This is a genomic window from Desulfoferula mesophila (genome assembly GCF_037076455.1).
Lineage (GTDB): Bacteria > Desulfobacterota > Desulfarculia > Desulfarculales > Desulfarculaceae > Desulfoferula > Desulfoferula mesophila.
The window spans coordinates 1,011,670-1,030,089 of record NZ_AP028679.1 but is presented as its reverse complement, the minus strand read 5'-3'; the positions used below and the strand labels follow the sequence as shown (position 1 = coordinate 1,030,089).

Annotated in this window: 17 protein-coding genes and 1 tRNA gene; 10 read left to right on the top strand and 8 right to left on the bottom strand. The window is 58.5% G+C overall.

Going from position 1 to position 18,420, the window contains the following annotated elements:
* Window positions 1–4: 4 nt before the first annotated feature.
* The 3 genes from AACH32_RS04495 to AACH32_RS04485 all read right to left on the bottom strand — a co-directional run bounded on the left by AACH32_RS04495 (window position 5) and on the right by AACH32_RS04485 (window position 3,114).
* On the bottom strand, window positions 5–1,324 hold the full coding sequence (locus AACH32_RS04495; RefSeq protein ID WP_338605584.1) for a 2-hydroxyacyl-CoA dehydratase subunit D: 1,320 nt from the start codon (window positions 1,322–1,324) through the stop codon (window positions 5–7).
* On the bottom strand, window positions 1,321–2,415 hold the full coding sequence (locus AACH32_RS04490) for a 2-hydroxyacyl-CoA dehydratase subunit D (protein WP_338605583.1): 1,095 nt from the start codon (window positions 2,413–2,415) through the stop codon (window positions 1,321–1,323). The genes AACH32_RS04495 and AACH32_RS04490 overlap by 4 nt, the downstream gene beginning before the upstream one ends.
* A 75-nt stretch (window positions 2,416–2,490) precedes the next feature.
* Window positions 2,491–3,114 carry a VOC family protein gene (locus AACH32_RS04485; protein ID WP_338605582.1) on the bottom strand — a complete coding sequence of 208 codons (624 nt, stop codon included), beginning with the start codon at window positions 3,112–3,114 and terminating at the stop codon, window positions 2,491–2,493.
* A 427-nt stretch (window positions 3,115–3,541) separates the two neighbouring features.
* Between AACH32_RS04485 and AACH32_RS04480 the strand changes: the two genes are divergently transcribed.
* The 8 genes from AACH32_RS04480 to AACH32_RS04445 all read left to right on the top strand — a co-directional run bounded on the left by AACH32_RS04480 (window position 3,542) and on the right by AACH32_RS04445 (window position 11,366).
* Window positions 3,542–4,771, top strand: a complete 1,230-nt coding sequence (locus tag AACH32_RS04480) for an ABC transporter substrate-binding protein (RefSeq protein ID WP_338605581.1) — start codon at window positions 3,542–3,544, stop codon at window positions 4,769–4,771.
* Between the two features lie 427 nt (window positions 4,772–5,198).
* Complete coding sequence (locus AACH32_RS04475) at window positions 5,199–5,711, top strand: RsbRD N-terminal domain-containing protein (RefSeq protein ID WP_338605580.1); 513 nt, start codon at window positions 5,199–5,201, stop codon at window positions 5,709–5,711.
* 45 nt (window positions 5,712–5,756) lie between these two features.
* A complete protein-coding gene (gene dsrM, locus AACH32_RS04470) occupies window positions 5,757–6,854 on the top strand; it encodes a sulfate reduction electron transfer complex DsrMKJOP subunit DsrM (RefSeq protein ID WP_350341560.1) in 1,098 nt (365 codons plus the stop codon).
* Between the two features lie 2 nt (window positions 6,855–6,856).
* On the top strand, window positions 6,857–8,512 hold the full coding sequence (gene dsrK / locus AACH32_RS04465; RefSeq protein WP_350341537.1) for a sulfate reduction electron transfer complex DsrMKJOP subunit DsrK: 1,656 nt from the start codon (window positions 6,857–6,859) through the stop codon (window positions 8,510–8,512).
* Window positions 8,512–8,901 (top strand): sulfate reduction electron transfer complex DsrMKJOP subunit DsrJ, encoded by a 390-nt coding sequence (gene dsrJ / locus AACH32_RS04460; RefSeq protein ID WP_338605577.1) that lies wholly within the window; start codon window positions 8,512–8,514, stop codon window positions 8,899–8,901. The genes dsrK and dsrJ overlap by 1 nt, the downstream gene beginning before the upstream one ends.
* On the top strand, window positions 8,901–9,728 hold the full coding sequence (dsrO, locus tag AACH32_RS04455) for a sulfate reduction electron transfer complex DsrMKJOP subunit DsrO (protein WP_338605576.1): 828 nt from the start codon (window positions 8,901–8,903) through the stop codon (window positions 9,726–9,728). The genes dsrJ and dsrO overlap by 1 nt, the downstream gene beginning before the upstream one ends.
* Window positions 9,729–9,736: 8 nt before the next feature.
* On the top strand, window positions 9,737–10,897 hold the full coding sequence (gene dsrP / locus AACH32_RS04450) for a sulfate reduction electron transfer complex DsrMKJOP subunit DsrP (protein WP_338605575.1): 1,161 nt from the start codon (window positions 9,737–9,739) through the stop codon (window positions 10,895–10,897).
* Between the two features lie 154 nt (window positions 10,898–11,051).
* Complete coding sequence (locus AACH32_RS04445; protein ID WP_338605574.1) at window positions 11,052–11,366, top strand: hypothetical protein; 315 nt, start codon at window positions 11,052–11,054, stop codon at window positions 11,364–11,366.
* 4 nt (window positions 11,367–11,370) lie between these two features.
* Here the strand turns inward: AACH32_RS04445 and AACH32_RS04440 are convergent, their stop codons facing one another.
* The gene (locus AACH32_RS04440; RefSeq protein WP_338605573.1) at window positions 11,371–11,856 is read right to left on the bottom strand and encodes a universal stress protein; all 486 of its coding nucleotides are present in this window, start codon (window positions 11,854–11,856) and stop codon (window positions 11,371–11,373) included.
* 132 nt (window positions 11,857–11,988) lie between these two features.
* Here AACH32_RS04440 and AACH32_RS04435 point away from each other — a divergent pair.
* Window positions 11,989–12,065 (top strand) — tRNA-Arg (locus AACH32_RS04435).
* A gap of 43 nt (window positions 12,066–12,108) precedes the next feature.
* Here AACH32_RS04435 and AACH32_RS04430 read toward each other — a convergent pair.
* From AACH32_RS04430 to AACH32_RS04415, 4 genes are all read right to left on the bottom strand, one after another.
* Window positions 12,109–13,131 carry a tyrosine-type recombinase/integrase gene (locus AACH32_RS04430; RefSeq protein WP_338605572.1) on the bottom strand — a complete coding sequence of 341 codons (1,023 nt, stop codon included), beginning with the start codon at window positions 13,129–13,131 and terminating at the stop codon, window positions 12,109–12,111.
* A 24-nt stretch (window positions 13,132–13,155) separates the two neighbouring features.
* Window positions 13,156–13,353 carry a hypothetical protein gene (locus AACH32_RS04425; protein WP_338605571.1) on the bottom strand — a complete coding sequence of 66 codons (198 nt, stop codon included), beginning with the start codon at window positions 13,351–13,353 and terminating at the stop codon, window positions 13,156–13,158.
* Window positions 13,354–13,569: 216 nt separating this feature from the next.
* Window positions 13,570–14,678, bottom strand: a protein-coding gene (locus tag AACH32_RS04420) for an IS3 family transposase (protein WP_338605570.1) whose coding sequence is annotated in 2 segments (ribosomal slippage) — window positions 13,570–14,426 and window positions 14,426–14,678 — 1,110 coding nt in all. Because the reading frame shifts where the segments join, the coding sequence is not laid out codon by codon here.
* Window positions 14,679–15,815: 1,137 nt separating this feature from the next.
* Window positions 15,816–16,580: a hypothetical protein gene (locus tag AACH32_RS04415; RefSeq protein ID WP_338605569.1), complete on the bottom strand. Its 765-nt coding sequence runs from the start codon at window positions 16,578–16,580 to the stop codon at window positions 15,816–15,818.
* A 602-nt stretch (window positions 16,581–17,182) separates the two neighbouring features.
* Here AACH32_RS04415 and AACH32_RS04410 point away from each other — a divergent pair.
* Window positions 17,183–18,358, top strand: a complete 1,176-nt coding sequence (locus tag AACH32_RS04410) for a Tm-1-like ATP-binding domain-containing protein (protein ID WP_338605568.1) — start codon at window positions 17,183–17,185, stop codon at window positions 18,356–18,358.
* Window positions 18,359–18,420: the final 62 nt, after the last annotated feature.

The window sequence follows — 18,420 nt, the reverse complement described above, 5'->3', positions numbered from 1 at the left end:
AGGCTCAGGCCGCTTCCAGGGCCTCGAAAAAGGCCTCCAGGCGAGTCAGGGCCTGTTCCTCGCTGAAAAAGCGGTAATCGGTTATGTCCGCCTCGATGACCACCGCGGGTATGCCCAGCCGTTGGCTGAGCAGGCGCTTGAGGTCGTACTGGCCCAGGGAGTAGGGCTTGCAGGAACGGGCCGAGTGCACCACCAGGCCGTCCACCGCGTACTCGCCCACCATCTTCTCCATGAGCTTCAGGCGGTGCTCCAGGTTGTTGTTAAGTATAACCAGGGAGTAGGTCTTGGCCAGGGACTCCCAGGGGTGGCTCATGTCCAGGTGCTGGATCGTCTCGGCCCAGGCGTTGGTGTAGGTGGCGGCCACGAAGTTCATGCCTCGGGCGGCGAACAGCTCGGAGAAGTCGCGCACCTTGTACCACACTGCGATGTTGTCCCACATCAGGCGCTTCTTCTCGTTGGTTATGGCCCCGATTCCCTGGGCCACCCGCTGGGTCAGCTCGGCCAACAGGATCTCGTAGTAGTCTCGGGCCACGGGCAGGCCGCGAAGGCTCACCACCGGGGCCAGGTGGATGAAGGCGTCGAAGATGGTCATGGGCGCGGGGCGGGCCCGCATGGTCTCCAGGCACTGCCCCCAGAGTTGGCTGGCGCTCTTGCTCAGCTCGGCCAGCTTGAGCAGGCGCTCCAGGTCAAAGGCCTTGCCCGAGACCTTTTCCAACACCGGGATCATCTCCAGGAGCTGCTCCTTCATGTAGGCGATGTCGGTGTCGTTTATCTCGCCGTAGTTGAAGGGGGTGTCAAAAAGCACCAGGGGGATGTTCAGACGGTGGGCCAGCACCTTGTACCAGTACACCACGGTCTGGCAGATGTTGTTGGAGCAGAACAACAGGTCCGGCTTGGGCAGCTTGCCCGCCGGGGTCTTGCCGCTGAAGAAGTGGCCCAGGTCCACCCGCGCATAAGAGCACAGGTCCGGGGAGTAGCCTTCCTGCTCGGCCGCCTCGCACAGCTCCGGCCCCATCTTCTGGGCCCCGCACAAGGCCCCGTGGTTTTCGGGATACATGGTGTAGAAATCAAAGGCCCGCAGCAGCTCCACCGGCGCGCCGCTGGTGACCCAGGCCACCGGCCGGGCCCCCGGCGCGAAACGCGACAAATAGTAGTGCCGGGTCATGATCTCCTTGAGCCGCCCGGCGCACTTGAGCGGCGGCCCGAAGTCGGGGTTGGCCTGGCGGGGGCGGCGCTTGCCCCTGGTTTTCTTGGCCAGGGCCAGCATGGCCGGAAACCCCAGGTCCTTCATGAACTGCATCCGGGCCTTGGCGCTAAGGCTCATGACAACATCTCCCCAAAGGCCTCCAGGCGGGTGGCCGCCTGGCCGCCCACCTCCTGGTTCACGTCCACCTCCAGGACCAGGCTGGGCAGCCCGGCCTGTTTGAGGCCCCGGCGCAGCTCGGGCAAATCGAACAGCTCCGGCTCGCAGAACTTGACCACGCTGAACACCACCCCCTGGGCCCCGCTTTCCCGGGCCAGCTTCTTGAGCCAGGCCAGGCGCTCGGCCAGCGACGATCCCCGGGTGCTGCAAGGCGGCATGGCCAAAAAGCTCCGGGCCAGGGCCTCGTAGGGATCGCCCGCTTCCGGCGGGGGATAGAGCAGGCGGCGGCTCATGGAGATGAGATCGTCGTGCATCACCCGGAGCCCCAAATCGTCCAGGGTCTCCAAGAGGTCCGGCGGACCGGGCAGCACCCCGCTCATCAGCAACGCCGCCCCCCGGCCTTGCTCCGTGGCCGAAGCCCGCTCCAGCCAGGCCTCCAGCAAAGGAACGTAGTCCCGGGGATGCAAATATTCCCCGCCGCGCAGCACGGCGTAAAACTCCGCCGCCCCGGCCTTGAGCTCCCCGGCCGCCCGGCGGGCGTAGGCCCGGGCGTAGAGCCCGGCCAAGCGGCGGCTCCACTCCAGGGCCTCTTCCAGGGCCCCCTCCGGCGCGGGCCCGAAGATCAGGGACAGCTCTTCGTCTAGGGCCTGGAGCCGCGCCACGTAAAAGCTTTGGGCCGCCGCCGCGAAGGGGGCCTTGGGGTTGTAGAAAAACAGGCTGGGCGCGGGGGGCTCCAGATAATCGGCCACCAGGGAGGCCAGGTTTTGCAGGGAGTCGCAGGTGTGGGGGAACAGGATGGCCCCCACCTCGTCCATGCCCCCGGCCAACAAGAGCTCCAGGCCCTGGCGCACCACCGAGCAGATGTAGGGCTGCAAGTGGCCCGTCGCCCTGGCCGGCTCCTGGGGTGGGTCCCACACCTCCATGGGCAGCACCTCGTGGGCCCAGAGCAGTTCCTTGGGGTATTGGGCGGGAAACACGGCGCAGACCTTGCCGCCGCCGCCGCGCCAGGTTTTGAGATACTCGCTTCGAGTGGGAAGCTGGCTGGGGCTCATGGGGCCTCGCTGGCTAGGTTGTAGATTTGCCGTGCGGTGGCAGCAGTATAGTTTGGCCGCGCCCGCCTTGGCAACTCATGACTCTGATTCACCCTCGGCCCCGCCGCCCACCCAGGCGTTGCGCCCGTCGTCGCGGATGGCCCCACCCTCGCCGGGGTAGACCACCTTGTCCTCTGCCGTGCTGGGGGAGCTCACCGGAGGCCACATGCCCGGCCGGGGCTCGGGCCCTTCCAGGGCCTCGGGGCAGGGAAGGCGGTCGGCCATCACCGGCCGCACCCGCAGGTCGTTGCCCGGCACGTCCCAGGAGAATTCTATGGCCACGCCGTTGGGGTCAAAAGCATATAAAGAGTGGATGAAGCCGTGGTCGATGACCTCACTGGCCCAGAAATCGGCCGCCTCCAGGCGGTCCTTGATCTCCCACAGGTGGCCCTGCTTCTCCACCCCCAGGGACACGTGGTCGAAAACATAGGGGCCCTTGGCCGGCACCCCGTGGTCCTTTTCCTCGATGGGCTCCACCCCCGGCCATTCGAAGAAGGCGATGTAGTCATGGGGGCCCAACTCGAAAAAATAGTGGCGGTATCCTGGCTTGCCCAGCCCCCCCACCAGGCGCAGGCCCAACAGGTCGCGCCAAAAGCGGATGGTGGCGGGCATGTCCTTGGTGGCCAAGGCCAGGTGGTTGACGCCTTTGTAGCGAATCATGGGTTTGCTCCCGGTGGGCGATGGATCGAACCAAGGGGTTTAGCCTATTTTACCCTCTGCCGGGATTTTATGAAGGCCGCGGCCGTAACGGCCAGGCAAGTTGTTAGGGCGTCTGGCAAAAACCTTTCCACCGCCGGTGATATTTACCAGGGGAGTCGACCACCCCTGCCCAAGAAATCCCCCCAAATACTATGTAATTATGGCAAGTTGGCCCACTCGGAATTCCGAGGGGCTGTCGGCACGTAACTTGCTTATATCCCAAGAACTATAAAGTACGGCTGCCGATTGAGTGCCGTTGGGGCCAAAGGTGGTCGCATGGTTGAGGCGGGTTGGCCGCAAGGGTTGGGGGTCTGCCGTTGGCGGGCGGATTCCGGCGCGTCCAGGTCTGGTAATGGCCTGAAAGGCCACGACAAGCAAGGGAGGTAGCATGAAGGGGAAAGCATTGATCCGGGGAACGGTGTGCGCGGGTTTGGCTTTAATGTGGCTGGCCAGCGCGGCCTGGGCGGCGGGAGCCCCCATCAAAATCGGCGCGATGTTCATCTCCAGCGGCAAGGTGGGCGGCTATGGGGTGCACGGCTGCCAGGCCATCCAGTTGGCCGTGGAGGAGATCAACGCCGCGGGGGGCATCCTGGGGCGCCAGGTGGTGGCTCTGTGCGAGGACACCAAGCTGAAAAAAGACGTGGTCATGTCCCTGGCCGACAAGTTCGTCAATCAGGACAAGGTGGACTTTCTCATGGGGCCTACCTCCAGCGGCCTGGCCATGGCCCTGTCGGAGTACGCCAAGGAGCACAAAAAAATACTAGTGACCACCCAGGCGGCCACCGACGCCCTCACCGGGGCCAAGCTGCACCCCTACATCTTCAGCACCTTGAGCAACGCCATGATGCACGCCCGCTCCGGGGCCTATCTCATGGCCTCCAAGCCCTACAAGCGCTACATGGTCATCGGCCCCAATTACAATTACGGCCACTCTTCCTGGAAGATGTTCAAGGAGAAACTCAAGCAACTGCGGCCGGACGTGGAGTTCGTGGGCGAGCTGTTTCCCAAATTTTTGGCCAAGGACTACAGCGCCGAGATAAAGAAGATCCAGGAGATCAAGCCCGACGCGGTGTGGTCTCCCCTGTGGGGCGGCGACGCGGTCACCTTTATCAAGCAGGCGCTGCCCACCGGCATCTTCAAGACGGTCAAGTTCGCCTTCCCCTGCGCTGGAGCCTTGGAGGTCCTGGTGCCCATGGGCAAGGACATGCCCGACGGCGTCTATGTTTCCTCGCGCTATTTCTTCACCTCGCCCCAATCGGACCTGAACCGGCGTTTCGTGGCGGCTTATCAGAAAAAGTTTAAACAGTACCCCGACTACATGGCCGGTGAAACCTACGCGGGGGTCTATTTCCTCAAGGCGGCGGTGGAGCGGGCCGGTTCTCTGGACGCGGACAAGATCGTGGCCGCGGTGGAACGCGAGCCCCTGGCCTGGGACACCCCCGAAGGCTACAAGATCATGCGGGGCGAGGACCACCAGGTGGTGGAGGACTGCCTGTGGGGCGAGACCGCCCAGAACCAAAAGTACGGCTTCTCCATCCCCCAGAACTTCATCGCCATCCAGGGAGTGGAAATCTGCCGCGACCAGGCCGAGTTGGCCGCCGTGCGGGCCAAGAAATAACCAAACGATCCACGCGCCCCGGCCGCCGGAGACACTACCCGGCGTCTGGGGCGCACCACCTCGACCGGTCGGGCCCGCCCGATCCGCCAGGGCTCGCCCCAAATTTCACTTGCCCGGCCGGGCGGGAGGATATCCTGGTAATCTGAATAGCTCATAAAGGCCGGTCGTTACCCGGTCCAATCCCCCGGGACCCCCGCCCTCCGGCCAATAAAGCCTTTACTCTTCATGGTTAAAAGCTTGACGACCCACCGGGGGCTGTGTTAAATATTGCCACTGATATTCAGGCGCTAAACCCTCTAATGCACTGAGAATTGCACATTTTTCCCAGGCGGGCGGGCCAGGCGGTCAAAACAACGACACACGCCACCGCCGGCAGCGGAATGGGCGGCGGCCGATTGGCATAAGTGAAATGAAGCTCAAGACATTATTGGCCAAACACAAATCCACCCTGGTGTCGCGCTGGGTCGACGCCATTGTGGAAACCTACCCCCCTGAAACAGCCAAGTTCCTAAAAAACAAGAAGGATCAGTTTCACAACCCGATAGGGCACACCATCGTGGCCGAAACCCAGCACCTGTTCGACCTGCTGATCGAGGGCGTGGACCGGGAAAAGGCCACCCCCTTCCTGGACCGCATCATCCGCATCCGAGCCATTCAGGAGTTCACTGCGTCCAAGGCCATATCTTTCGTGTTTTCACTGAAATATATCATACGAGAGGTAGTGGGCCCGGAGATCGACACCGAGGATCTGGACCAGGAATTGGTGGATTTGGAGGCGACCCTGGACTTCATGTCCCTGGTGGCCTTTGATATATATGTGGCCTGCCGAGAGCAGGTATTCGACCTCAGGGCCAAGGAAGTGCAGCAGAACGCCTTCCTGTTGCTCAAGCGGGCCAACTTGTTAGTGGAAAAAGCCGGCCCCGAGCCGGAGAATTTGTGACGCCATCTAAACCAAGGCTAACCGAAACGAGGTAGCAGTAGAATGATTGGTTTCCTATTCAGCCTAGTCGCCGTGCTGGTGCTCGTAGGGATAGCGCTGGTGGGCGTGGGGGGCCTTGGGCTCAAGGTTCTCTTCGGGGTGATCATCCCCTACGCGGCGGTGCTTACCTTCTTTGCGGGGCTGGTCTACCGGGTGGTGGACTGGGCCCGCTCACCGGTGCCCTTCCGCATCCCCACCACCTGCGGACAGGAAAAATCCCTGCCGTGGATCAAGCCCAACAAGATCGACAACCCCTGTAGCACCGGCGCCGTCGTGCTCAGGATGGTCTTCGAGGTGCTCACCTTCCGCAGTCTTTTCCGCAACATGAAGTTGGACTACCGCGAGGGGCCCAAGATTCGCTACAGCTCGGAAAAATTCCTGTGGCTGTTCGCGATGATGTTCCACTGGGCCTTCCTGGTGGTGATCCTCCGGCACCTGCGGTTCTTCACCGAGCCCATAGCCATGTGGCAGCAGACCCTGGAGCATCTGGACGGCTTCCTGGAGTTCAACCTGGCCTCTTACGCCATCGGGTTGCCCACCATCCAGTTGAGCGGCCTGGTGCTCTTGGGCGGCGTCAGCCTGCTCCTGCTGCGGCGCATCGTGGTGCCCTCGGTTCGCTACATCTCCTTGGCCGCCGACTGGTTCCCGCTGTTCCTGATCACCGGCATCTGTCTTACCGGCATCGTGTCGCGCTACGTGGTCCGCCTGGACGTGATCAACGTCAAGGAGTTGGCCATGGGCCTGGCCACCCTGCATCCGGTGGTGCCCGAGGGAATCAGCGTGTGGTTCTACATCCACCTGTTCCTGGTGTGCGTACTGTTCGCCTACTTCCCCTTCAGCAAGCTCATGCACCTGGGAGGCGTGTTCCTCAGCCCCACCCGCAACTTGGTTAACAACAGCCGCGCGGTGCGCCACGTCAACCCCTGGAGCTACCCCGTCAAGACTCACGACTATCATGAGTACGAAGACGACTTCCGGGAAGAGATGGTCGAGGCGGGCCTGCCGGTGGAGAAGTCCTTGGAAGAGGCCCAGGCCGAAAAGGACGCCGCACAGGCGCCGGCCGCGCCGGAGACTCAGGAGACTGAGGAGAAGAGGGAAGAGTAATCATGGCTGCCAAAACTCCAAGTCCCACAGTAGTCGGTCAGATAGATCACCATCCTCCCGCAAAGGGATGGATGGACACCAAGCCCGAATTCAAACCGGGCAACTTCCTTTATGCCGCCAAGGCCTCGGCCCTGGAGACCGTGGGCCTGCCCAACCCCCGGGACTGGTCGCCCACCGACGACGACTGGAAGCTCCCGGCCGACTGGAAGGGCATCGTACGCGAGGGCATGGCCGAGCGCCTGCAGCGTTTCCGCAGCTTCAAGCTGTTCATGGACATCTGCGTGCGTTGCGGGGCCTGCGCCGACAAGTGCCACTTCTTCATCGGCAGCGGCGATCCCAAGAACATGCCGGTGCTCAGGGCCGAGCTGATCCGCAGCATCTACCGCGGCGAGATGAAGACCGCGGGCAAGATCCTGGGCAAGCTGGCCGGCGGGCGCAAGCTCACCGAAGACGTCATCAAGGAGTGGTTCTACTACTTCTTCCAATGCACCGAGTGCCGCCGCTGCAGCGTGTTCTGCCCCTACGGCATCGACACCGCCGAGATCACCATCATCGCCCGCGAGATCATCAACCTGCTGGGCTGCAACATCGACTGGATCGCCTCCCCGGTGGCCAACTGCTTCATGACCGGTAACCACCTGGGACTCAAGCCCCACACCTTCAAGGAGAACATCGAGTACCTGCTCGACGACATCGAGGAGTACGTGGGGGTCAGGATCGAGCCCTCCTTCAACCGCAAGGGGGCCGAGATCCTCTTCGTCACCCCCTCGGGCGACGTCTTCGCCGAGCCGGGCATCTTCACCCTCATGGGCTACCTGATGCTCTTCGAGCACATCGGCCTGGACTACACCTGGTCCACCTACGCCTCCGAGGGCGGCAACTTCGGCTTCTTCACCTCCCACGAGATGATGAAGCGCCTCAACGCCAAGATGTACGCCGAGTCCAAGCGCCTGGGGGTCAAGTGGATCCTGGGCGGCGAGTGCGGCCACATGTGGCGGGTGGTGCACCAATACATGGACACCCTCAACGGGCCGGCCGATTGGCTGGAGATGCCGGTGAGCCCTCTGACCGGCACCCGCTTCGAGAACGCGGCGTCCACCAAGATGGTGCACATCACCGAGTTCACCGCCGACCTGATCAAGAACAACAAGCTCAAGCTGGACCCCAGCCAGAACGACCACATCATCCCCACCTTCCACGACTCCTGCAACACCAGCCGGGGCATGGGCATGTTGGAGGAGCCGCGCTACGTCCTCAACAACGTGTGCAACAACTTCGTGGACATGGCGCCCCAGGTGACCCGGGAAAACACCTTCTGCTGCGGATCGGGATCTGGCCTCAACGCCGGCGAGTACCTGGAGATGCGCTTCCGGGGCGGCCTGCCCCGGGCCAACGCGGTCAAGCGGGTGCACGAGGACCACGGGGTGAACATGCTCTCGTGCGTGTGCGCCATCGACCGCGCGGTCTTCCCGGCCCTCATGGACTACTGGGTGCCGGGGGTCGGCGTCTGCGGGCTCAGCGAGCTGGTGGCCAACGCTCTGGTCATGGAAGGCCAGGGCGAGCGCGAGTACAACTTGCGCGGCGAAGAGAACCCTTCGTACAAGCCCCCCGCGGAGGAAGAAGCCCCCGCCGAAGCCGGAGAGGAGGGTGAGGAGTAATGTACGACAGCGGCAAAATCATTACCGGCCTGGTCATCTTCGTGGCCATCTTCACCTACCCCTTGTGGAGCAACCTGGGCGCGGCGGCCCCGGTCCCCAAACCGCAGCTTCCGCCCAAGAACGTGGCCACCCAATGCGTGGCGGACACCAACTACATGCGCACCAGCCACATGGTCATGCTCAACGTCTGGCGCGACGACGTGGTGCGCAGGGGTGACCGGCTCTACCACTCGGCCAACGGCAAGACCTACAACATGAGCTTGACCAACACCTGCCTGGAGTGCCACTCCGACAAGGCCAAGTTCTGCGACCAGTGCCACAACTATCTGGCCGTGGCCCCATTCTGCTGGGACTGCCACTTGGTGCCCGAGCCCAAGGAGAAGAAGTGATGGGTGTGGATAGGAGAAAGTTCTTAAAACTCGCCGGGGTCTCGGCCGCCCTGGGTCTGGGGGGCACTGCCGGTTTCCAGCTGCTCAAGCCCGGCTCCCTGGACGCTGCCGAGCGCATGCCCACCCCCTATCAAATGGTGTTCCCCTCGGAGCAGGGCAATTCGGACGTCACGCCCAACCCCGAGCGTCTCAAGGGGCGCCGCTGGGGCATGTTGATCGACATGCGCAAACTGACTCCCGCCAAGGCGCAGGCGGCCATCGAGGCTTGCAACTACTACCACAACGTTCCCAAGATTCCGGGCAAGCAAGAGATCAAGTGGATCTGGACGGCCCCTTATCCCAACGTCTTTCCCGAGACCGAGAACCGCTGGGCCGACCCGGATATAAAGAACGCACAGTTCATCACCATGTGCAACCACTGCAACAACCCTCCCTGCGTGCGGGTGTGCCCCACCAAGGCCACCTTCCAGCGCGAGGACGGGGTCGTAATGATGGACATGCACCGCTGCATCGGCTGCCGTTTCTGCATGGCCGGTTGCCCCTACGGCTCACGGAGCTTCAACTTCCGCGACCCGCGGCCCTTCATCAAGAAGGAGTACCCGCTCTACCCCACCCGCACCAAGGGTGTGGTGGAAAAGTGCACCTTCTGTACCGAGCGCCTGGCGGTGGGCAAGCTGCCTTACTGCTCCGAGGCCAGCGGCGGGGCCATGGTCTTTGGTGACGTGGACGATGCCGGCAGCGAGCTGCGTCAACTGCTGCGCAAGCGCTACAGCATCCGCCGTAAACCCAACCTGGGCACTGATCCCCAGGTCTATTACCTGGTGTAGAGGTCGTCATGCTTGAAAAGGCTTTAAGCGGAAGCAAGCTGTACTGGACCTGGCTCATCGCCCTTCTCGTCGTAGTCGGGGCCGGCTTTGGGGCCTATCTGGTGCAGTACAACAAAGGCCTTATGATCACCGGCATGAGCCGGGACGTTTCCTGGGGCTTTTACATCGCACAGTTCACCTTCCTGGTCGGCGTGGCCGCCTCGGCGGTGATGTTGGTGCTGCCTTACTACCTGCACCATTACAAGACCTTCGGGCGCATCACCATCCTGGGCGAGTTCTTGGCCATCGCCTCGGTGATCATGTGCATCCTGTTCATCACGGTGGACCTTGGTAAACCCAGCCGTATCCTGAACGTGATGATCCACCCCACGCCCAACTCCATCCTGTTCTGGGACATGATCGTCTTGAACGGCTACCTGATCATCAACCTGGTGGCCGGTTGGGTAACCCTGGAGTCGGAGCGCAAGAACGTGCCTCCGCCGGGCTGGATCAAGTTCGTCATCTACCTGTCCATCCCCTGGGCGGTGTCCATCCACACCGTGACCGCCTTCTTGTATGCCGGTCTGCCCGGCCGCGGCTTCTGGCTCACCGCCATCATGGCCCCCCGCTTCTTGGCCTCGGCCTTCGCCGCCGGCCCCGCGGTGCTGATCCTGCTGGGCTACCTGGTCAAAAAGCTCACCCGCTTCGACGCGGGCCGCGAGGCCTTCGAGACGCTGGCCAAGATCGTGTGCTACGCCATCATCCTGCACATCTTCTTCTTCCTGCTGGAGGTGTTCACGGTGGCTTACAGCGCCATTCCCAGCCACACCTCTCACCTGCAATACCTGTACTTCGGGTTGCACGGGCACAGCATGCTGGTGCCCTGGGTGTGGACGGCCCTGGCCTGCGGCCTGACCGCGATCGTGCTGCTGGTAAACCCGCGCACCCGCCAGAACCCGACCATCCTGCCCATCGCCTGCGTGCTGGTGTTTATCTGCACCTGGATCGACAAGGGCATGGCCATGATCTCCGGCGGCTTCGTGCCCAACCCGCTGCATGAGATCACCGAGTACTCGCCCACCGGCTTGGAGCTGATGATCACCATCGGCGTTTACGCCGCCGGCATGCTGGTGCTCACCATCCTCTACAAGGTGGCCCTGGGCGTGAAGGCGGAGGAAGAGGCGGTTTAGCCACCCTCTCGCCACCCTGAAAGCACAAGGCCCCTCCCCTATCGGGGAGGGGCTTTCTTTTGGCCAGCCCTTGCAAAACCCAGCCCATAGCTAGGCATAATAAGGGGAGAAACTTGAACCGATCAGGGGAAGACCAAACCAGGGAGTTGCTTATATGGCCGAGGATAAACGCCCCCAAGTAAAAGGCGCCTGGCTCAACGTTTTCTGCCCCGAGGCGCGCTGTTTGAACGAGGCCGAGATACAGGCTCTGCCACCGGAGATGGTGGAAGCTCCAGGGGTGGCGGACCAAGAGGGCCTGTGGCTCAAGGTCTTCTGCCCCGATCAGTCCTGCCTGAGCGAGGCGGAAAAAAGCCCGCCTTCGGCGCCGGTTCTGAGAACCTCGCGCCGGGCGGGCCAAGAGGGCTTGTGGTTGGAGCTGTTTTGTCCGGACGGCGCCTGTCTGGTGGACGAGGACACCGACCTGCCCTAGACAGCTAGGGCAGGCGGCAGTGCTCCGGCCCGCGCACCGACAGCACCGGGCAGGGGGCGCGGCGGAAGACCTTTTCCGCCGTGGAGCCGAACAGGGCTCCGGCCAGGTTGCTGCGGCCCTTGGTGCCCATGACCATCAGGGAAATGTTTTCGTCGCGCAGGAACTTGATTAGCTCCTCATGGGGGTGGCCGTCGATGATGATCACCTTGGTGGCCACGCCCTGGGCCGAGGGCAGATAATCCTTTTCAAAGGCCTCGCGGCGCTCGGCCTCCACCCGCTCCAGGTACCCTTGCTTGCCGCCCAGGTCGTAACCCTCGGCGCTCAGCCGGTCCAATACGTCCAGGCCCCTTACGTTAATCACGTTCACCACCACCAGCTCCGCCCCGTGAGCCCGGGCCTCTGCCAGGGCGTAACTGAAGGTGATCTCGGAATAATCGCTAAAGTCGATGGCCGCGGCTACCCTCTTGATCTCCACTTTGCAATCCTGCATCTTCTACACTCCTTGTCAGCCATATTGTTTTGCCAGATAGAAGCATTATAACCCCAGGACCGGCCTGGCGGTAAAGGACCTAGTTGGTGGACAAGCCACCGATGTTGTGGTAGATATGCCCTCTACACCACAGGGCGATTAGCTCAGATGGATAGAGCGTTGGCCTCCGGAGCCAAAGGCCGTGAGTTCGAATCTCGCATCGCCCACCAAGAAAATCAAGGGGTTAGCCACTATCGGCTAACCCCTTTTCTGTCACCTTTTGTCACCACTTTCGTCATTTCCCAAATCTGGGAGTAGTTTTACCGCCCTCTTCTGGGCTCCCTCAAGCACATGGCCATATATGTTCAGAGTGGTACTGAGATCCTTATGGCCAGCCTGGTGCTGAACAGCAGCTGGGTCTCCACCTCCGGCTAACATCTCAGACACAGCTATGTGCCTAATGTCGTAAAGCCTTATTGGATGATCCTGGTACCCCGCCCTACGCTTAGCTGCCCTCCAAGCCGTTCTAAGACTCTTTATCTTATGGCCCTTATAGTGCACCACCCACGGGATTCCCTTCGACTTGTCGTCGTGGTAACGCTTTTTTGCTCTTGCCAGAAAGGAAGGGTTCATCTGGGCTCTCTTGACCCCTCCTCCCTTTCCCTGCCTGATCTGCACATATCCGTGTTTCCAATTGAAGCAATCCCATTTCAGGGAGAGCAGTTCAACCGAGCCGGGACGTAGGGCCAAATTTAAACTAACATCGATCGCCCATGCAAGATGGGGAGCAGCCTCTTTACGAATTGCTTTGAAGTCTTCCAGGTTGGAGGTCACTCTGTAGGCCTGTTCTTTGAGCTTTCTCGCCCCAGCCCAGGGGTTGCGGATGATCAACTCCTGCTCGACCCCCCAATTCATAATTGCCGATAGGTACGTCTGGGCCTTGTTCCTCGTTGCTGGTTTTAGATGGCTGAGGTTTTTCCTCAGGGTCTGGAGATCCTGTTTGGTGATGAGCTCACAGGGCTTTTCTGCGAACGTAGCAGCAGCATCGCGCAGATAGGCGATGATCGCTTTTCGGGTCAGAGGGTGTAGGTCGTCGACTTTAGCGTCGAAGTAATGAGAAGCAAGCTCCACCAATGTGATATCGCCATTAGCCCTATTTGCTTCAGCTTGGGCCTTCTGAGCATCCCATCGCCTGGCTTCCTCTTCGCCCTCTTTGCCAAAATATCGTCTTCGCTCCTTACCCTTCTCACGCCATTTGGCAAACCATATGCCATCCTTCCTCCTATGTACTGACATGTCTCTCTCCCGACCACCAGGGCGTTACCCCCAGTTCTTCTCCAGGTCGGTGATGGACATTCTCCGCCTGTTTTTAGGTTTTGGTTGGATCAGGGCATTTACTGCCTCCAGGTGTTTGTCGATCTCTCGCATGTGTTCACGGATGGCAGCCCGATGCTCATCCGAGAGTTGAACCGCTTGCTTGTTAAAGATGCACGCATCACATTTTGAATTTTTTTCCATAATTAGCTCCTTTTTTCAATCACTTAAATGTTTGAAATGCGCTGCCAAATGAGCAGCTATTTATAGTTTGTAGTGAGCCCTCCAGAGAAAGGACACCAATTACGGAATGGGCGATTTGAGTGCGGATGGTTTGTGGTGGGTAATAGTTAGGCTGGGAAATGGATAGCCCCCGTTTCGGCCTAGCTAAACGGCTGAACCAGTGTAAACCTCCCCCGATTAGTGCCAGTCAACAGTAGAAACTTCGGGTGAATTTATAGCGAGGTATTCGGCTGGTGTCAGGTTGCCGAGGGACTCATGAGGGCGTTCCTCGTTGTACTCCTTGAGCCAGCGATCCGTGATTTCCCGCACCTCGCTTAGACGGGAAAATATGTAAAGGTCCAGCACCTCTTCCCGATAGGTCCGGTTGAAGCGTTCAATGTATGAATTCTGGGTGGGCTTGCCGGGCTGAGTGAAACCCAAATCGATACTATGCTCCTCGGCCCATTGGGCCATAGCTACACTGACCAGCTCCGGGCCGTTGTCCAGCCTCAGCCTGGACGGGTAGCCCCGCCAGGCAGCGATACGCTCCAGCACTCGGATTATCCTTTGGGCGGGGAGATTGACGTCCACCTCTATGGCCAGGGCCTCTCGATTGAAATCATCCACCACATTAAAGGTCCTGAATCGCTGGCCGCCATACAGGGCATCGCTCATGAAGTCCACCGACCAGCAGATATTGGCCAGATCCGGCACTGCAAGCGGCTGGGGATCACGAGTAGGCAGGCGCTTCTTACCCTTCCTGCGAAGGTTTAGCTTCAGGGCGCAGTACACTCGGTACACCCGCTTGTGATTCCAGCCATGTCCATCCCGCCGAATTACTTGAAACAGTTTGGCAAAGCCGTATCTGGGATATTTGTCTGCCAGCGAAGTCAGCGCCTCGATGATCGGACCATCGTCGCGGGGCTTGGGTCGGTAGGCATAAACCGACCGGCTCAGCCTCAGGGCGCGGCAGGCCCGGCGAATGCTCAGACCGTGCTCTTTGCACATGAACTTAGCCAGATCGCGCCGACCCGCTGGCCTTATATTTTTCTTTCGATGACGTCCTTCAGAGCCCGATTCTCGAGACTCAGGTCGGCGTACATTTGCTTCAGACGCCGGTTTTCCTCTTCAAGCTCCTTGAGCCGAATGATGTCCGAGGCCTCCATGCCCCCGTATTTGGACTTCCATTTGTAGTAGGTGGCGCTGCTGACACCGTATTCCCGGCAGACCTCCTTGGCGGTCCTGCCTCCTTCCACCTCTTTCAGAATTTTGACGATCTGAGTTTCGCTGAATCTGGTCCTGCGCATCGTGAAGAGTCCTCCTTGCAGACCTCAGTCTGCCAGAAGTCTCTACCTCAAACTGGCCCTATTTTAAGGGAGGGTTACAGTATCCCTGGCTATCATATTATGATATTCCCAACTTCACTAGACGGATATGAAAAGGCAGATGTTTTCAAGCGAGGATGTTCGTGGGCTGGGTTCAGCGCAGAGGACCATCAAGAAGAAGGGAAAAAGCTACAATCTGCATGATAAATGTGAGGTGAAGCCAGAGTCCTTACAACTTAGTTAAACTCTATTTCTTCACAACATCTATATCATGCGTAACTAATCCGAGGCGCTTTATGGCGCTATCGACAGCACCATGTCTTAAAATGTATAAGACATCTAATCTGTAGTTAGAGTTTAAGGGTATTTCGACTATCTTTGATGTATTAGGGAGTGTCGAAACGTCTAGCTTACACATAATTGCATTAGGATCGGTTGTTGCTGGAGACGATATTTCTTTTACTATAGGATGTGCTATCACTAGATTTACTTTTGAGTCAATCAAATATTGAATAGTGGCATAACGGGTGTGCCCAGGGCGAGTGCTTCTTATAATTCCGTTCCTTGCGATCCATTTGTCGTTGAGGCCTAACATATCAATAGTAAGCAGCTTTGAGTAGTAAGGAATCGCGCCCGCAGCCGTGGTGCTAATAACTACGGGAGGCCTTGCCCCGGAAAACATATCACCAAGCACGCGCCCAACCGTTCGCCAGTCCTCACCTCTCATTTCTACATGCCTGTTTAATTAAGAAATCGACTCAATTCCATTAGCGCCGCTAAAAGTTACTGCGTGATGTAAGGATAAAATTAGCAAGAAAATTACGGCTACAATCCTTTCCACCCAGCCTGGCATTAGTACTATCGTTATAGAAATCAATATGTAGATAAGGGGCATAATTGGTACAAAGAAACGAAACTCCATGAAATCACCAGACACTTTAATTATATACATGGTCCAAATCAATATTGTTAATGCCAAAACCATAGAAAACTTACAGTTTTTCATTACTTTCCTAAAATAAAGCGCCCCCAATATAATAAAAGGAAACAGCCCATAACTTACCAGGAAAAGAGATGCATATATGAGACCTCGTTCTAGGGAGGATCCGCTAGCAGCTTTTACATAGTAGGTATTAGGCAGAATATCGCATAATATAAATATGTGAAGAGTAACCAAGTGCCGCTAATCAACAGACTAGGTATGACTAGTAGTGCAAAGTTACGTAAATTTATACGAAAATTATCTTTGCTGGTAATAACAGAATAGCTTATAGATAAGAACAAAACACTGCAGATCAAAACTGAGTCAAGTCGTGTCATGACAAGAAGGGAGAACAAAATGGACAGCACTGGATATAACATCCACACTTGCTTTATGTTGAAGTTGTGATTAAATAATAATAGAGAAACATACACAGATAAAATGACAAGAAAAGCTTGCAGTTGTGTCTCAAGGCCGCCTGTAATATAACTACTGAAAGAGTAGTTAGTCCCAAGAAGCAATAATGATAAAAATGCAGCAAGTCGCGAGTTAGTTATTTTGAGTGACACGTGATAGGTAAAAAACAGCGTGCCCAAACCAAAAATAAAACCTAATATCTTGCTCCACAACACTGGATCGATATCTAAATATATCGCCGGGACTATCAGCAATGTCCAAAGAAAATTGGTATAGCCTTCGACCGGTTCGGTGTCTCCGACATTCCAGATTAGCCCATGCCCGTGTGCAAAATTTTCAGCGTATCTGAACGAAATAAAAGCATCATCTTGAATAAATTGGTTATGAAATCCTAACGCCAGTACAAAAAAAATAGTAATAATAAGTATTGTGGTTGCAGGGATAGATGCCAACTTATTCTTGATCGCTTGTGACATTTTTACCATTGATTATTTCCTAATAAATTTTTAAGCGGAGTTAATCTGGTATGATCACTAGCTAGCGGGACACCACTTAAGATGACAAGCACCTGCATATAGCCAGCAAAAGTAGCCCAAGAAGGCCATGAAAATCATATACTGTATAGCATCAGCAGATTTGGCGCACAAGGGGGTATTTTTTGTTGGCATAAGTGTTTGGAGCCAGAGTCTCTGGAACAGATTTGTTGTTTTTAATAAAGAATGCACTTGGTGTAGACTCACCACCCAAAGGAGTTCGCCTTGAGTCAGAGCGAAGCATTGTAAGTGAAGTTCCGGGAACTCAGACAGGAGATCCGCGGGAACTGCTCGGCCCCGCAGAAGATTCACATTATCCGCGAGGGGCTTAGGGGCTAGGAGAGAATCTTGGCAAAACCACTGACTGTCTCAAACGCTTTGGAAACGTGCCGGCTGACAGGACGCCGCTTCCAGACCCACGGTTCGCAGTACTCCAAGCAATTGAGCCCGCGGCGATCACAGAGTGGTTCACTATATTCCCGCAACGCGCTATAATCGACTCCATGTTTAGTAAATCGGTGGAGACTCTATCAATTAAAAACTGAAGAGGGTTGATGGCTATACACTCGGCCATTGCGGTAATGGGCACCTTCGACTCCAAGGGCGAGGAACACCTTTTTTTAAAAGAAGGCATCATGAAACGGGGCCACCGGGTGCTGACCATCAACGTAGGCACCAAAGGGGCCCCGAGCTTTTCTCCCGACTTGGACCTGCGCCCCTCCCAGGTGGCGGACAGGGACCAGGCCATCAGCGCCACCATTGAAAAGGCCCGTCGCGTCCTGACCCGGCTATACGCCCAGGGCCAAATATCCGGTGTGGTTTCCGCCGGAGGGGGCAGCGGCACCCATCTGGCCACCAGCGTCATGAAAGTGCTTCCCCTGGGGGTGCCCAAGGTGATGGTGTCCACGGTGGCGGCCCATGACATGTCCCAGGTTGTGGGCACCAAGGACATCACCGTGATTCACAGCGTGGGTGACCTGCTGGGGGTCAATTCCCTTACCGGCCTGATCCTGGACCGGGCCGCCGGAGCCGTCTGCGGCATGGTGGCCCCGGGCTGGCAGGGCGCCACGGACAGGCGGCGCATCGGACTGAGCATGTTCGGTTTCATCACTCCGGCGGCCGAGGCGGTCAAGGAGCGGTTGGAGGCCGGCGGTTACGAGGTCATCGCCTTCCACGCCAACGGCATCGGCGGATTGGCCCTGGAGGAGTTGGCCGCCGAGGGGCGCTTCGACGCCATCCTGGACCTGGCCCCCCACGAGTTGGCCGACACCCTCAAGGACGGCTACTGCAAGCTCATCGGACCGGGCCGCCTGGAACCCCTGCCCGAGGTAGACATCCCCCGTCTGGTGGTGCCCGGCGGCATGGACTGCGCGGTGTTGGAGTTCACCCGCGATACGGTTCCCCCCCAATATGCGGACCGCAAGATTTTCTATTACGATTTCCGCTCGGCGGTGCGCCTGAGCCGGGAAGAGACGTTATTTTTGGCCGGCCAGTTGCGAGACAAGCTCAACCGCGCCACCTCGGCGGTAAAGGTTTTGGTCCCTTTGGGAGGCTGGTCCGCGGCCGACGGCCCCGGCGCCCCCTTGGACGAACCCGCCTTGAACCGGCTATTTATCGACCATCTGCGCGATGGCTTGAGCCCCAGCATCGAGGTGAAGGAGGTGGGACAGCATATCAACGATCCCGCCTTCGCGGACCAGGCCGCCCAAGCCATGATCGAGATGCTCTAACTTCCTCGCCCCCGGGGATTTTTTTACCCAAGCCCTGACTGAACGGCGGACCCCACCCTGAG

What these genes read in the sequence shown, in the direction of transcription:
- AACH32_RS04480 (WP_338605581.1), top strand. Translation starts at nt 3,542, where the DNA reads ATGAAGGGGAAAGCATTGATCCGGGGAACGGTGTGCGCGGGTTTGGCT.
- dsrJ (WP_338605577.1), top strand. Translation starts at nt 8,512, where the DNA reads ATGTACGACAGCGGCAAAATCATTACCGGCCTGGTCATCTTCGTGGCC.
- dsrO (WP_338605576.1), top strand. Translation starts at nt 8,901, where the DNA reads ATGGGTGTGGATAGGAGAAAGTTCTTAAAACTCGCCGGGGTCTCGGCC.
- AACH32_RS04490 (WP_338605583.1), bottom strand. Translation starts at nt 2,415, where the DNA reads ATGAGCCCCAGCCAGCTTCCCACTCGAAGCGAGTATCTCAAAACCTGG.
- dsrK (WP_350341537.1), top strand. Translation starts at nt 6,857, where the DNA reads ATGGCTGCCAAAACTCCAAGTCCCACAGTAGTCGGTCAGATAGATCAC.
- dsrP (WP_338605575.1), top strand. Translation starts at nt 9,737, where the DNA reads ATGCTTGAAAAGGCTTTAAGCGGAAGCAAGCTGTACTGGACCTGGCTC.
- AACH32_RS04425 (WP_338605571.1), bottom strand. Translation starts at nt 13,353, where the DNA reads ATGGAAAAAAATTCAAAATGTGATGCGTGCATCTTTAACAAGCAAGCG.
- AACH32_RS04410 (WP_338605568.1), top strand. Translation starts at nt 17,183, where the DNA reads ATGGCTATACACTCGGCCATTGCGGTAATGGGCACCTTCGACTCCAAG.
- AACH32_RS04485 (WP_338605582.1), bottom strand. Translation starts at nt 3,114, where the DNA reads ATGATTCGCTACAAAGGCGTCAACCACCTGGCCTTGGCCACCAAGGAC.
- AACH32_RS04415 (WP_338605569.1), bottom strand. Translation starts at nt 16,580, where the DNA reads ATGGTAAAAATGTCACAAGCGATCAAGAATAAGTTGGCATCTATCCCT.
- AACH32_RS04430 (WP_338605572.1), bottom strand. Translation starts at nt 13,131, where the DNA reads ATGTCAGTACATAGGAGGAAGGATGGCATATGGTTTGCCAAATGGCGT.
- AACH32_RS04495 (WP_338605584.1), bottom strand. Translation starts at nt 1,324, where the DNA reads ATGAGCCTTAGCGCCAAGGCCCGGATGCAGTTCATGAAGGACCTGGGG.
- AACH32_RS04445 (WP_338605574.1), top strand. Translation starts at nt 11,052, where the DNA reads ATGGCCGAGGATAAACGCCCCCAAGTAAAAGGCGCCTGGCTCAACGTT.
- AACH32_RS04440 (WP_338605573.1), bottom strand. Translation starts at nt 11,856, where the DNA reads ATGCAGGATTGCAAAGTGGAGATCAAGAGGGTAGCCGCGGCCATCGAC.